Source organism: Achromobacter sp. UBA2119, assembly GCF_002331005.1.
GTDB lineage: Bacteria > Pseudomonadota > Gammaproteobacteria > Burkholderiales > Burkholderiaceae_B > Achromobacter > Achromobacter animicus.
On sequence record NZ_DCYD01000003.1, the window covers coordinates 176062 to 190433 of the forward strand.

Annotated in this window: 11 protein-coding genes; all 11 read left to right on the forward strand. The window is 61.9% G+C overall.

What is annotated here, in order from left to right:
* Nucleotides 1-5 precede the first annotated feature (5 nt).
* The 11 genes from tssF to B3098_RS02630 are packed head-to-tail and all read left to right on the forward strand — an operon-like array spanning nucleotide 6 to nucleotide 14326.
* Nucleotides 6-1772: a type VI secretion system baseplate subunit TssF gene (gene tssF, locus B3098_RS02580; protein WP_286890588.1), complete on the forward strand. Its 1767-nt coding sequence runs from the start codon at nucleotides 6-8 to the stop codon at nucleotides 1770-1772.
* Nucleotides 1736-2755, forward strand: a complete 1020-nt coding sequence (tssG, locus tag B3098_RS02585; protein ID WP_286890590.1) for a type VI secretion system baseplate subunit TssG — start codon at nucleotides 1736-1738, stop codon at nucleotides 2753-2755. The genes tssF and tssG overlap by 37 nt, the downstream gene beginning before the upstream one ends.
* Nucleotides 2752-4119 (forward strand): type VI secretion system-associated FHA domain protein TagH, encoded by a 1368-nt coding sequence (gene tagH, locus B3098_RS02590; RefSeq protein WP_286890591.1) that lies wholly within the window; start codon nucleotides 2752-2754, stop codon nucleotides 4117-4119. The genes tssG and tagH overlap by 4 nt, the downstream gene beginning before the upstream one ends.
* Entirely contained in the window at nucleotides 4116-4346 is a 231-nt protein-coding gene (locus tag B3098_RS02595) for a hypothetical protein (protein WP_286890593.1), read from the forward strand. The genes tagH and B3098_RS02595 overlap by 4 nt, the downstream gene beginning before the upstream one ends.
* The gene (gene tssJ, locus B3098_RS02600; RefSeq protein ID WP_286890595.1) at nucleotides 4303-5127 is read left to right on the forward strand and encodes a type VI secretion system lipoprotein TssJ; all 825 of its coding nucleotides are present in this window, start codon (nucleotides 4303-4305) and stop codon (nucleotides 5125-5127) included. Before B3098_RS02595 ends, tssJ begins: the two co-directional genes overlap by 44 nt.
* Nucleotides 5124-6461 carry a type VI secretion system baseplate subunit TssK gene (tssK, locus tag B3098_RS02605; RefSeq protein WP_286890596.1) on the forward strand — a complete coding sequence of 446 codons (1338 nt, stop codon included), beginning with the start codon at nucleotides 5124-5126 and terminating at the stop codon, nucleotides 6459-6461. The genes tssJ and tssK overlap by 4 nt, the downstream gene beginning before the upstream one ends.
* 1 nt (nucleotide 6462) lies before the next feature.
* Entirely contained in the window at nucleotides 6463-7338 is an 876-nt protein-coding gene (gene icmH, locus B3098_RS02610) for a type IVB secretion system protein IcmH/DotU (RefSeq protein ID WP_286890598.1), read from the forward strand.
* A gap of 31 nt (nucleotides 7339-7369) precedes the next feature.
* A complete protein-coding gene (locus tag B3098_RS02615; protein ID WP_286890599.1) occupies nucleotides 7370-9496 on the forward strand; it encodes a type VI secretion system Vgr family protein in 2127 nt (708 codons plus the stop codon).
* The gene (locus B3098_RS02620; protein WP_286890600.1) at nucleotides 9493-10443 is read left to right on the forward strand and encodes a DUF4123 domain-containing protein; all 951 of its coding nucleotides are present in this window, start codon (nucleotides 9493-9495) and stop codon (nucleotides 10441-10443) included. Before B3098_RS02615 ends, B3098_RS02620 begins: the two co-directional genes overlap by 4 nt.
* Nucleotides 10436-13447, forward strand: coding sequence for a T6SS effector BTH_I2691 family protein (locus tag B3098_RS02625; RefSeq protein WP_286890602.1), 3012 nt, complete (start codon nucleotides 10436-10438; stop codon nucleotides 13445-13447). The genes B3098_RS02620 and B3098_RS02625 overlap by 8 nt, the downstream gene beginning before the upstream one ends.
* A gap of 3 nt (nucleotides 13448-13450) precedes the next feature.
* Nucleotides 13451-14326 (forward strand): DUF6708 domain-containing protein, encoded by an 876-nt coding sequence (locus B3098_RS02630; protein ID WP_286890604.1) that lies wholly within the window; start codon nucleotides 13451-13453, stop codon nucleotides 14324-14326.
* Nucleotides 14327-14372 lie beyond the last annotated feature (46 nt).

A 14372-nucleotide genomic window follows, 5' to 3' on the forward strand; every position in this document is an offset into this window, starting at 1 on the left:
ACCGGATGCCACTGAAGGGAAAATTCCGCGAGGAACTGGATTACCTGCGCCGCTTGCGGCGCGTCTTCGCACGCAACAACCCGCAGCTGGCGCCGTTTCTTGGCGAGGAAGCGACCGACCCCGACGTCGAGCGCCTGATGGAAGGCTTTGCCTTCCTGACCGCAAAGCTGCGCCTCAAGATCGAGGACGATTTTCCTGAATTGACGCATTCGATGCTGCAGATGCTATGGCCCAACTATCTGCGGCCCCTGCCCAGCGCCACCATCATGCAGTTCGAACCCACCGACCATTCCATCACCGGCCGCCAGACCGTGCCGCGCGGCACCGGCATTCAGTCGCGGCCCGTGGACGGCGTGCAATGCCAGTTCCGCACCTGCCAGGACGTGTCGATATTCCCGTTCGACGTGGCGGACGTCAATGACGGCCATTCGCTTGAAAAGTCGATTGTCCGCGTCGACCTCGCCCCCCTGAGCCAGAACCCGCCCAACACCTTTGGCTGCGACAAACTGGATTTTTATCTGAGCGGCAGCGATTACACCGCGCAAACGCTCTACCTGTGGCTGGCGAAGTACCTGGGCGAGATCCGCATGGAGTCCGCAGGTACGGTGCGCCAAATACCGGTCAATCAGATCGGCTTTCCGGGATTCCATTCCGACACTGCATTGCTGCCGTACCCCAAGAACGCCATGGATGGCTACCGCATCCTCCAGGAATATTTTCTTTTTCCCAGGCGCTTCTACTTTTTCTCCCTGACACACCTGCTCGAACTTTGGCCGGACCAGCCCACGACAAACGTGCGCATCGAGTTCCACTTCACGCGGCCCATGCCGGCGGACGTGCGCGTACGCAAGGGCGACATCGCGCTGTACTGCACGCCCGCGGTAAACCTGTTCGAACACGATGCCGAACCCATCCGCCTGACCGGCAAGGCTGCCGAGCACCGCCTCATGCCCGGCGGGCAGCGGGCCGATGCGTACGAAATCTTCAGTATCGACAAGGTCGATGGATGGAAGAACGGCGACAGCGCGCAACCCGGCGAATGGCTGCGCACCTACGAGCCCTTCGAATCGCTGCGCCATCAAATCGAACACGAACGCGGGCGCACCACGCTGTATTACCGCACGCGCCTGTCGTCATCCCTGGTCGATCCCGGCGTCGAGCACCGCATCGCCTTCGTGCGCGGAGACGATCACCACTACATCGGGCGGGAAGAGACGGTGTCGCTCGCGCTGACGTGCACCAACCGCGATTACCCGCTGGCGCTGGGCGTGGGCGATATCCGCGAGGGGTTGCGGGACACCCCGGCGTTTGTCCGCTTCAGAAACCTGACCACGCCCACGCCGCCGTACCGTCCGGTCCTGGATGGCGATCTGCACTGGAGCCTGATCTCCAACCTATCGCCCACTTACCTGTCGCTGCTGTCGGCCGAACCGCTGAAGGCGATCATCGGCAACTACGACTTCTCGGCACACCACGATATTCAGCGCGCCCGCACCACGCAAAAGCGCCTGGACGGCCTGCAGGAAGTGGTCAGCGAGCCCATTGACCGGATGTACAAGGGCCTACCGATCCGGGGCACCCGCACCCTTTTGAAGCTGGACCAGAACGGCTTCTCTTGCGAGGGCGATCTCTACCTGTTCGGCACGGTGCTCAGCCACTTCCTGTCGCTGTACGCCAGCCTGTCGTCGTTCCACGTGCTGGAAGCGATCAACACCACCAATCAGGAGCACTACGCATGGCCCATGCGCAGCGGCACGCAGCCCCTGATCTAAGTGACGCATTGCTGGCCGAGGCCAGAAGGCATGACTTCTTCTGCCTTCTGGAACGCCTGCATGCGCTGCACGAGGACGATCTGGAATCGCCCGACAGCTTCGATGCCGATCACCAGCGCGTTCTGCTCGGCAATCACGCCGGGCTTGGCTTTCCGGCCTCCGACGTCGCCCTGGCCGAACGGCTGGAAGATCACGTTCCGCACCAGTACCGGGTGCAGGCCACGTTCTTCGGCATGCACGGCACGGATTCCCCGCTGCCCAGCTATTACCTGGACCGTCTGGCCTACGAGGCCGGCCAAGGCGTGGGCATCCGCCCGGCGTTCCTGGACTTCTTCAACCATCGTCTGCTGACGCTGCTGCACCAGGCCTGGCGCAAGTACCGGTACTACATCCGCTTCCGGCGCGGTGCGGACGATCAGTTCTCGCGGCGGATATTCGCGCTGATCGGCCTGAAGCATGACGCGACCCGCGGCGACACGCCAATCGCCTGGAGCCGGCTGCTGAGCTTCGCAGGCGCCGTGGTCCTGCGCAGCCGCTCACCGACCATGCTGGCCGGGCTGATCGCGCATTGCTTTGATCTGAAGGACGTGCAGATCCGCGATTTCGAACTGCGCCACACACTCATCGACGACTCCGACCGCATCCGGCTCGGACGGCGCAACGGCCAGCTCAGCGAAAGCTTCCAGATCGGCGACAGCGTCCGCACCCGGCACTGCAGCTTCGTCATCGTGATATCGGGCCTGAGCCAGGACCGCTTCCGTGAGTTCCTGCCGGCAGGTGAAAACTTCGAACGCCTGCGCCAGCTTGTCGTGTTCCTGCTGCGAGACCCGGTGCCCTGCGACCTCGAACTTGGCCTGCGTCAGGACGAAGTTCCTCCCTTCAATCTTCGGCACGCCGACGGCACCCAATTGGGCTGGACCAGCTTTCTTGAACAGCCGGCCACGACCCTCCCGCCGCCCGTCAGAGTCACCCTGCGCACATGAAACCCACACCCTCCAATCATCGCCTTGCCCTGGTGGTCGACAATCCGCAAGCCCTGCAAAAGGGCAGCCAGCCCCGGTGCATGTTTGACACCGCCGGCGGCACGATCGGCGCTCACGGGGCGGACTGGATCCTGCATGACCGGTCCGGCCGCGTGCAGTCCATCCACTGCGAAGTCCGTTACGAAGACGGCAGTTACTTCGTCATCGACCGCTGCGGCCAGACGCGCGTGAACGACCAGACGGATCCGCTGGGCGCGCTCGTCGGCGCCCGGCTGCGCGGGGGAGACATCCTTCATGTCGGTCCCTATCGCCTGACGGTCAACCTGGATGACGAGACCTTCAACCTGCCCGACCCTGCCCGGCACCTCGCTGAACATGATGTGACCGAGCTGCTGGGGACGTCGAATGAACCTATCGACGCCCTGCCCCCACACCGCAACGATGTCCCTGCGCCAGACCAGACCCACGAGCATGGCTGGCGGGAACTCGACGCCTTGTCGGAGACGCCGCCGCAGGGACGCCTTGATCCCTTGCTGGCGCTTGAAGAGGCGGCTCGCTCGGATTCCGCCTTGTCCAGCGACGCCGCTGTGCTGGATTCCCGGCACTACGGACAAACCCAATTGGCCGCGCAGGCCGACCTGTCCACCACCCGATTCGAAGCCGTATCCGGCTCCCCTTTGCATGCCTTCGGAGATCCCCCCATGTCGGGACACCCCCCTTCTTCTGCAGCCCCTGGCGCATCCGATCAATGGATCCAGAGTCAGTTCAATCAGACTGGCGATGCGGCCGGCCTTGTGGGACCGCTGGTCGAGGGTCTGGGCGCGCCAGTGGGTGCGTTGGACCCGCACGCCGCGCATGCCTTGCTGTTCGAGGCCGGCACCACCCTCGCCGCGCTCATCCGCGGACTCGCCGCGCTGAACCGCACGCCAGAAGGCCAGGGACTGGCGCTGGCCAAACGCACCCTGCAGCCCATCGAAGACAATCCGCTGCGTCTCGCGCAGACCTACCCGGAGACCGTGCGCGCGCTCTTTTCGCGGGACCGCAGCATGGTTCACCTGTCGCCCACCGCCGCCGTCGAGGAGTCGCTGGAGCAGATCGGCGAACAGCATCGCGCGATGCTCACGGCAGTTGCTGCGGGCCTGAACGCACTGCTGCAGGCATTCGCGCCCGACCAGCTTGAACGCCGCTTCGCCCGGTACCGCTCCGGCCAGCACCCCGAGGCATTGCCCGGCGATTGGGCGTGGCAGATGTACCGGCATTACTACGAAGAGCTCAAATCCAGCCGGCAGCAGGGGTTCGACAAACTGTTCTGGGAAGTCTTTGACCAGGCCTACGACCAGGCGCTGCGCAAGGAAGAACCATGAGGCCAGCAGTTGGACTCTTGTGCATCGGGGCGTTGCTGTCCGGCTGCACCACGGTCGGCAACGTGCTCACGAAGACGGGTCAGGTCCTGATGGATCCGAGCATTCAGGTGGGCCCGCCCGAAGATCAGCCGACGCAGGTGGCGCTGATTCTGTACGCCGCCAAAGACGTAAATCCCAACCCCCGTGGCCGAGCCGGACGTCGATCCGGCTTCGTCTATGTCGGATGAACGGTCGTTCTCGGTCAATGTGCAGGGCGAATCCCGCGAAGACCTGGTCCACAGTCTGCAGACGTTGCTAGATCACTTGCATCAAGAGGCCTCGACGGCAGCGGCATCTGAAGACCGGCCAAGTACGTTGGTCAGGTCTGGATTCACCAGAACATTCAAGCCGCGCTCCGTCGCCGTCAGTCCCGCGCTTGAACGCCTGTGGGCAGACAGCGTGGCGACGAGCCGAGCCCCCTTTCCTGTGCAATGGCACTTGCGCAAAAGTGAAGACGCGCAGGATTCGGCTGCCGGGATCGGCATTGGCGCGACCAGTCCCGATCTCGATGTCGCGTTGGGCCAATATCGCGATGGCATACCCCTTGCGCCCGCCGCAGCGCTTGCGGCGCCGGATCACGTCAACGCCACGCCCATCGCCTTTCGCGTGATTCAGCTCAAGGACGATTCACTGCTTGAGAACGCCGACCCCGACCTGGTCCGCAGCGCCCCGAAAAAGGCGTTGGGAAGCACGTACATCACGGCCGACGACTACATGCTCGCGCCCGGTCAGTTCAAGTTCATCAACTATCACGAGCTGGACGAAGACACCCATTACGTCGCCGTCGTCGCAGCCTTCAACGCACCCGACGCGCAACGTTGGTACGACGTCTTCCGGGTGGAACCGCGCAGCCGCAAGTACGCCTTGCTGGTCACCCTGCAAGACACCCGCGTCGCCATCACCGACGAAAACCACCGGCCCGAAAAGACCGCTCCGCGCGCCCGCAATCAAGCGAGAAAACAGCCATGACCAGCCGCAATCCCGTCGTTTGGGGCGAAGGGCAATTCGTCAAACCCCAGCATTTCCAGCAGACAGACCGATACCTTGAGCACTACATCAACGTGCGCATGGGCAGCCGATACTGCTACGGCTTTTCCGAGCTGGAGCTGAACCAGGAGTTCCTGTCGTTCGGCAAGATCTCCATCGTGCGAGCCCGCGACATCATGCCCGACGGCACCGCCTTCAACATTCCGCACGACCAGCCGCCGCCCGAACCGCTGTCGATTCTGGACGCAACGGCCGCCAACCAGACGGTCTACCTGACCTTGCCGCTACGTTCGGACGGCATATCCGAGGTCCGCTGGCCCGATACGCTGGGCAACGCCCGCTACATCCATCGCACGGAAGACATCCGCGACACCCATAGCCATCAGGGCAATCACACGCCCATCGCCCTGGCCGTGCCCAACCTGCAACTGGCGCTGGAGCGCGACGACCGCAGCGCCTTCACCGGCCTGGCGCTGAGCCGCATTCTGGACCGCCGCCCCGATGGCAGCCTGCTGCTGGACAGCGACTTTCACATCACGGGCATGTATCTGCAGGCTATCCCGCCGCTGGCGCATTTCATGGAAGAGATCGCCGCGCTGATGCACGAGCGCGCGAAAAGCATCGCGCACCGCATCGGGTCTCCGGGCCAATCCGGCGTCGCGGATATCACCGACTTCAACCTGCTGCAGGCGCTGAACCGCTGGCAGCATCTGTTCAGGCATCTGGCCCGCGACGCGGACGTCCGTCCGGTCGATGCGTATCTGGCGTGCGGTCAGGCGTGCGGCGAACTGACCACCTTCACTGACGAGGGCCGGCTGCCTCAGGACTACCCCGCGTATCAGCACGACTCGCCGCAGACGTCGTTCCGCATGCTGAAGGAGACCCTGCGCCGCGTGCTCAGCACCGTGTTGCAGCCCCGCGCCGTGTCGCTCCCGCTGGACATGCAGGGGCACGGCGTCTACACCGCGCAAATTTACGACCCCAGCCTGCTGCAAAGCGCCGACTTCATCCTGGCGGTCCGTGCGCGCATGCCCCTGGAACAGATGCGGCAACAGTTCGTGCGCCAGGCCAAGGTGGCGTCGCATCAACTGCTGCAGGAGTTGATCCGCCTGCAGTTGCCCGGCGTGCCGTTGATGACGTTGCCCGTCGCGCCGCGGCATCTGCCTTTCCATGCCGGCTTCACCTACTTCCAGCTCGACCGGTCGCATCCGCATTGGCAGCGCCTGATGCCACAAGGATCAACCGGCTTCGGCTTCCACATCACCGGCGACTTCCCGGAGCTGGAATTGCAGTTCTGGGCCATTCGGAGTCAATGAGATGAGCCAAACCGTGGTGGTCGGCAACGACCGTATCGACACGCCTTCCAATCGTTCCTCCCTGCCCGACGTGCCCGAGGACTTCGTGCGCGCGCCGCGTGATCCCATCGTTCATGACCCCGAGCGTGTCCTGTACGACGGCGTGTTTCGCATCAATGCAGACGAGGACCTGCAGTTTCAATTGCGCGGCCATAGCTTCAACCCGCTGGTGGACATCGCCCAGCCGCTCTTCGGTCTGGTGATTCGCCTACGCCGCATGATGGACCTGCCGCAGGAAGATGTCAGCCGGCTCTATGAGAACGTGCGCGACCATATCACTGCGCTGTCCGAAGAAGTCCGGCAGCTTGGCTACGACGGGGCGACGCAACTGTCATTCCGCTATGCCCTGTGCGCCTTCATCGACGAGGCGGTGATGGCCACGCCGTGGGGGGTGGGATCGCGCTGGAAGGGCCGGTCACTGCTCAGCTACCACCACAACGAAACCTGGGGCGGCGAGAAGTTCTTTACGGTGCTGGCGCGCATGCAGATGGACGCGGCCAAATACCGCGATGCGCTCGAGTTCAAGTATCTGTGCCTGTGCCTGGGTTACCAGGGCAAGTATGGCCAGCAGCACAACAACAAAGACACGCTCAACGCCATCATCACCAAGCTGCATGAGCAGCTTCGGCAACTGCGAGGAGACGTGCCCGAGCGGCTGGTGGACGCACCCGCCAACATCGCCAGGCTTCGTCGCAAGCTTCACCGCCAGTGGCCGCTGTGGACGCCTTGGGCGGTGGCGGCGGCCGTTATCGCCGGCGCCTATCTGTACTTCTCCCTGAAACTCGGCGCCGCCACGCAGATGGTGCTGGATTCGCTAGAGAGCATCCTCAAGCAGTGAGCAGGCTCACACGGAAACGGAGATAAACACCATGCCCACGCAATCCGATCTGCGCTTTACATTCGCCATCGGCGACGAGTCCTTTGAGGTCGTCGAATTCACGCTGCAGGAGGGGTTGTCCGAGACCTTCCTGCTGGAAGTGGACCTGGCCAGCGGCAACCCCGCCATCGATTTCGGCGCAGTTCTGGACCGCGCCGCGTTGCTTACGATCTGGCACGGCCCCACGCCCGTGCGCTACGTGCACGGCGCGGTCTCGTCGTTCGTTCAGGGCGACACGGGTTTTCGGCGTACGCGCTATTCCGCCATCGTCGAGCCGCGCCTCGCGCGCCTCAAGCTTAGTTCCGACTGGCGCATCTTCCAGTCGCTTAGCGTCCCGCAGATCACCGAGGCGGTGCTCAAGGCGCATGGTCTTACCCAGGATTACGAGCAGCGCGGCACCACCGAACATCAGGCGCGCGAGTACTGCGTGCACGCGGGCGACACTGACTACGACTTTGTCGAACGCATAATGCGCGAGGAGGGCTTCTTCTATTCCTTCCGTCATGGTGCCGAAGGCCATCAACTTATCCACAGCGACCGCCTGTTCATTCACGGCCGCGTCGGCGACGAGCCGGTGCAGTACAACCCCACACCCGGCGGCGACCAGCCGCAGCCAGCGCTGCGGCGATTCTCCTACACCGAGAACGTACGCACCGCGCGCCAGACCCAGCGCGACTACACCTTCCACCATCCGCGCTACACCCACCAGCACAGCCGCGACGGACGAGATCTGGACCATCAGGGCCGCCGCTACGAACGCTATGACTACCCGGCCCGCGCAAAATTCGACGAAGCGGGCAGACCTTTCGCGGAGAACCGCCTGCGCGGCCATCGCCGCGATTCGCGCGTCGCTTTCGTTGAAGGCAATGACCCGCGGCTCCAGCCGGGCATTTCATTTAGCCTGACCGGTCATCCGCGCGAAGATCTGAACCGCGGCTGGCGCCCGGTGCGCATTGTCCACCGCGGCATCCAGCACACAAGTCAGGCCGAGGAAAGTGCACAAGCCCAGTTGGGAACGCACTACAGCTACGAGGCGGAGCTGGTCCCGGACGACGCCGAATGGCGCGCGGAACCGCTACCCAGGCCGCGCATCGACGGTCCACAGAACGCTGTGGTGGTCGGCCCGCCCAACGAAGAGATCTATACCGACGAATACGGCCGGGTGAAGGTCCAGTTCCCCTGGGACCGGGTAGGCAAGGAGGACGAATACAGTTCCTGCTGGATTCGCGTCTCGCAGAACATCGCCGGCGCCACCTGGGGCCACATGGCCATTCCGCGCATCGGTCAGGAAGTCATCGTCTCTTACTTCGACGGCGACCCCGACCAGCCCGTGATCACCGGCCGCGTCTACAACCGCCTGCAATTGCCGCCCTATGAACTGCCGCGCCACAAGACGCGGATGACGATCAAGAGCAAGACCCACAAAGGCGAGGGATACAACGAACTGCGTTTTGAGGATGAGAAGGATCAGGAAGAAATCTACGTCCACGCGCAGAAGGATCAGAACATCCACGTCAACAACGACGAGTCGACGTTTGTGGGGCACGACCGCAGCGAGCAGGTCGAGAACGATGAAACCATCACCATCGGCCACGACCGCAAGGAGACGGTGGGCAACGACGAGCAGGTCAACATCGGCCAGGACCGGCGGCACGACATCGGGCGGGATGACTTTTTGACCGTGGGGCGCAATCACACGATCTACACCACCAAGGACCGTACCGAGGAAGTGGGCAATAACCGCCGCGACAAGACCGCGGCGAATCATTGGGTGAGTATTGGCGGGCATCAGGAACTCACCGTCGAAGGGCATTCGGAACTGCAGGCCGGGCAGGCAATCCGGCAGCGCACGACGGCTTACGAGGTGCAGGCGGCGGAGAGCCTGACGTTGAAAGGGCCGGGGGGAACGATACGGATCGATGGGTCGGGAATCACGCTTGACGGGATCGCCATCATGATCAAGGGGCCGATGAGCCAGAAGGGGGGTGGCGGTGGTAACCCGTTTTCGATCCAGGGTAGGCCTGTGGCGGGAAAGCCCATCGATCGCCTATGCGGGCGCCGCCCCGACGGTACATGCCCCTTATCCGACTGCCGCTGCCTGGGAGGGCTTGCGCGATGACGCTTCCCAAAGCTCCGCCCTGGATCACGTCACTGGGCAAGGACATCACAGAGGAAACGCTTCCTCGCGCGCCATTTCGTTATCTGCTGCTGATGACGGTGCCGCTGCAAAACTGGGCCTACCGGCCTGTTCCGCAAGAGGGCGAATATCGCCCTGCGTATGCGCCGGGCGTACTGGACTTAGTCAAGGAGTTCGATCCCCTGCCCTGGCATGCCTGGGTCTGGCAAGGTACGCCACTGGATGAACAATATGACCGAGGCCCGGTGCTGGTTGACGCAACGAACCAACCTTCGCTGATGCAACATGCACTCACGCACTGGGCGCCCGCGGGCGGCGCGATGTTCATAGGTTCGGCAGCCGATCTCAGCGATCTGTCGGCACACCTTAGCGGGTTGGTGCAACTAGACCTGTCCTGTGAGGGCGAGGCCACCCTCGACGTCCAACCGCATCACCTGGCCGCCTGGCTCGAAGCGTTGGACGATGACCATCGCGCTGCGTGGCTCGGACCGATCAGCACTTTGCTTTGGCGCGCCACTTGGGGCCCCGCTTACGACTGGCGCCGCCTTGACCGGGACGCCTCTGGATATGTTGGCGGCAAGACGGTGCCACTGACGCTGCGCCCTCACGAGCTCGCCCGCTTTGACGCCAACACCCGGGAACACTTCGTGCAAAGTCGCGTCTACGAAGTGCATTCGATTCCCGATCACAGCGGCCGCAGCCTCCAAGAGATTCGCCGCTGGGTCGAGCAGTTGTTTCAACTGGGCGACCGTCTGAACTTTCACGATGAAGCTGTCGCGACCCAATACATCAGCTTGCTCGCCCATGATCCATGGCTGCTTCAGAGCGATGAGGCGCGCGGCATTCTCAACGACTTGACTGAGTCTCCTCAGGCGCGCCTGCGTCAGTTGGAATCGCTGGTACGCGCACGGGGAGCCCCCCGTGGCTAAGACGACTGTCGGCGGTGCCATTTCAGCACCGGCGTGCAGCGCACGCATTCCGATCCTTCCCGTCCGATATGCGATTGTCCCGAACGTGGACGGCGCTTCCCCGTACCGGTATGCCGCGTCCGGCTTCAAGCTGGAAGCCGCCTTCCCGCGCTTGCAATTGTCGTCGTATACCTTGCGCGCCATTCGCCCGGGATACGTCTATGTCTTCATGAAAGGGGCCGAGGGCGAAAATCTTGTCATCCACGAGTACGACGGTGAAGGTCATTATCAGGAACTGACCTACACCGGACTGGAGTACTACGGCAGGAAGGATAAGTACAAGGCGGGCGCGCGCATGGGATGGGTGTGGGCAGACACCTGCCCCACGACTGCCGCAGAGGTGTGGATCGGCTATAGCCCGCACCTCTGGACCAATGACATGACGACCAGGATTTCCGCAGATCCCGCGTTGCGGCGGCTTCATATGCGTCCGCTTGACATGGCCGAACTGACCTCGGGCGACAAATCGCCTTCCGGCCAGCCACATGTGCTGCCGGCGGATGCGTTGACCCAATGGGTCGAGGACTTCAAACCACGCCAGGAGCGTTTGCCGCTCGAATGGAGCAGCCATGCCAGCAAGGATGATCTGCCCATTGGCACGTTTCTGGCACAACGACATCACTATCGGTTTACGCAAGCGCGGGTGCCCGCGGTCGTGGTGCTCAACGACGCAGAGGGACTATGCCAGGATCTCAGCCTGTCCGTCGCCGCGTATCAGCATCAGACACGCGACCTGATGCCCGCCGAACATATCCATCCGGCCACCAGCACGGACAACGCGGGGTACGACGCGAGGGGGTTTCCAGAGGCGTTTAGCCGGGACGTGGAGGTCTTGAGCGCCAAGAGCCAGAGCTACCACCACCGAAATCTGACGGCTTTGCTACTTGAAAAGACCTTGCGTACCATGTACCCGGGCGACAAGCATGCGCCAGCGCAGTTGGCAAAGTCGCGCTATGAGTATCAGCAAAAGCAGGTTGGCCACCACCGGCGCCTCACTCCCTCCGAGATGGCATTCGAGGTGCTTACGAACGAGCACGTTTCGCCCGAAGGCAGCCGTCTAGGAAAGCGAATCGACAAGACCAAGTATCGCGGATTTCTGGCCGAGCGCGACGAGGTGGAGAGCCGACTGGGACGTCTCCACGCCATCGTGGCCAAGGCCAGCGAAGATCACGATCATTGGCTTGCCACTGCCGAAGCCGCGCATGAGAACGATCCGAACAGCCTTGCGGCTCCCCTGACCGCTTACGATCGCAACAACCGAATATCAGCGATAGGACTGGAAGTGTCCCTGTCCATGCTGATTCATCCCATGGGCCAATCATTGCCCGGCACCGAGGACCACTGCCCTCGATTCATGCGGTTGAATGCGTGGATCGACAAGGATGACAGCCCGATCTACACCGCGTTGGCGCCATTCAACCCCTTCAAGGGAAAAGCCGATGCGGTCGGGTCCTTGCTGAGCGCCGCGGATTACCTCATTGAGGATCTGGCGGGACGCTTTCCCGCCACGGCTGGCGTCACCGACCTGACAGCACAAACGGTGACTACCGTAGTGCTCAAACGCATGCGCGGAAAAACCCGCTGGGATGCCAGCCGCACCCTGCGGCAGCAAGTATTTGCTGCCGCTGAGGAGGCGAGTGCAAGCAAGGCCATGGGCTTGATTGGCGCTCGCTACCGCATCACCGACGAGGTGGTACGCGCGGATGCCTTCAGCAGAGAAGTCGACAAGCTCATCGAATCTGGCATGGCGAAGGTCGAAGAGATAAAGAAGGTTCGCGTGCACGGCAGCCGCACGGTGACCATTGAGGAGACTTTGACACGGCGTGTGAAGCCGAATGTTGCATCGCTGGTCAACACGACGGGCGGAGGAGCGTTGAATGTAGGCATGCTCTGGTTCAACATCGTGAGCCTTAGGACCGCCTATGCCAACATACGGAGCGATCCGACTTTCGAATACGCGGCCGGCTTCGCGTCCGCGCTTTTCGGGTTGGCGGGCGCCGCAGTGGCTGTACTGGTCAGCGCGCGGGCTTCGCACAAAGTCATGATGTTGCGAGTCAGTGCGACTGCGCCGGGAATGGCGTTTGGGAATGGCCACATTCGGTTTATCAGCAGCAATTTGTTTACTCGGCTGGTGGGTTATCCAGCCATCTTTCTCGGATTCTCGTCCGACGTTCTGAAGGCCATCCGCCAAGCGCAACAAGGGGACATGGCAGCCGCCAGCCTCACATTTGCAGGAGGAGTAGCAGCAACCCTCGGAGGAGTCGCGCTCTTGGAAGGAACCCTGGCTATCGCCGGGGCAACAGCTGTCATCCCCTTCGCCGGCTGGGCCGCCGCGGCATTCGCTCTACTTGGCGCAGGCGTCCTTGCGATAGGCCTTGAACTGCATGCCCGCGCGAAGGAGCGCGTCCATCGACCTATTGAATTATGGGCCGCGCGAGGCACGTTCGGTTCAAGGCAGCACGACGGCGAGAAACGGAAGGGAATCAATCTAGACCAAAACGATCAACTGCCGCCTTATTCCGATGTACGAGAAGAGGTCAAGGCTTGGTACTCCGCCAATTTCGCGCCCGTATTACTTGACGGACACCAAGCAAAATTGCTGGGAATCACCGACGTAGACAGTCGCTGGCACGAAAACACCGCGTGGTCGATACCCAACTGGGGGCAGATTACAACCGATAGCGTGCCGAAAGAATCTAGCGTTGCGGAGTTCACCGTATTGCTTCGAGGCTATATCACTGGACAAAGTGACTGGAAGTACAAACTGAGCGCTTCGGACGCTGGCCATGAGAGCGCTGCCAATCCCGCCACAACCACTTTTCATCTCACACCTGACGGTCTGGTAATCAACTTGAAGACTAAAGCAAAGAACCAGTACGGCGTCGAATTAACAATTGAGTACCAGCCCAATCAAGGATTTGATGATAGCGCCGTCGCATCCACAACTTTTCAATTAATGAGCTGATTTATGGCAATTACTTGGTTGTTTTCACAGCACGAGAAATCAATATCAGGTCCTGCGATCAACGACCAACTGGCGAACATGGATGCAGAGGTCCTTTCGCTGCGCAATCCGTGGGCGGTTGATTCCGTCTTCATGGGAAAGCTGTATGTGGCCGTTAACCCACTTGCAACGCTGTTTTTGATATGGATGTACTTCAAAATCCCATCGCCCTCTACAAACTCATCGGAAAGGCAGCTATTTGTCCTGGTTTTTGTATCGGGCGGCGTGGTTCTATTCATTTTTTTTGCCTTGCTGACTTGGTACCGTATTTTCTACATTACCCGATTATCAAATTTCTACTTCAACCGCAGACTCAAAAAAGTTTATTACCAACGCAACAAGACCCTTATCCAGTTCGACTGGGCGCAGACTGAGGGTGGCGTATTCGTACGCAATGAATTTGGCGGCGCTGGATTTACCACCAACTTTGCCCTCGCCTTCGGCCCCAAGCCTGCGGCCGATCAAGAGAAGGACCGTGTCGTGCTCTGGGTCGACAGTAACAACAGCAGCGACCCAGACCCGCGATACGTCGCACAGGTGTGGGAATTCATCCGGCAGTTCATGGAAGAAGGCCCCGACAGGTTGCCCGCGCCGGGAGAGCCCAACTGGTGGTACGCACCGCTCCACCGTATCTGCATGACCCCAGCCGAAGCCTGGCGCCACTACGCGCCTTGGCGCACAGGCGAACCGGGCGAGCTGCAAGGCAAGAAAAACTGGCTGCTGCCCATGTGGTTTGTGCTCTTTCCCTACAACATGTTCTCCGCGCTGTGCTGGTACACGGTGTGCCGCGTCTTCAACGTCCGCGGTGCGCCGCCACCGCCGGAAGCGTTTGGGCGCTAGGAGATGCCGCGCATTGCGCGGCGCCCTTCAAGCGACAACACAGATG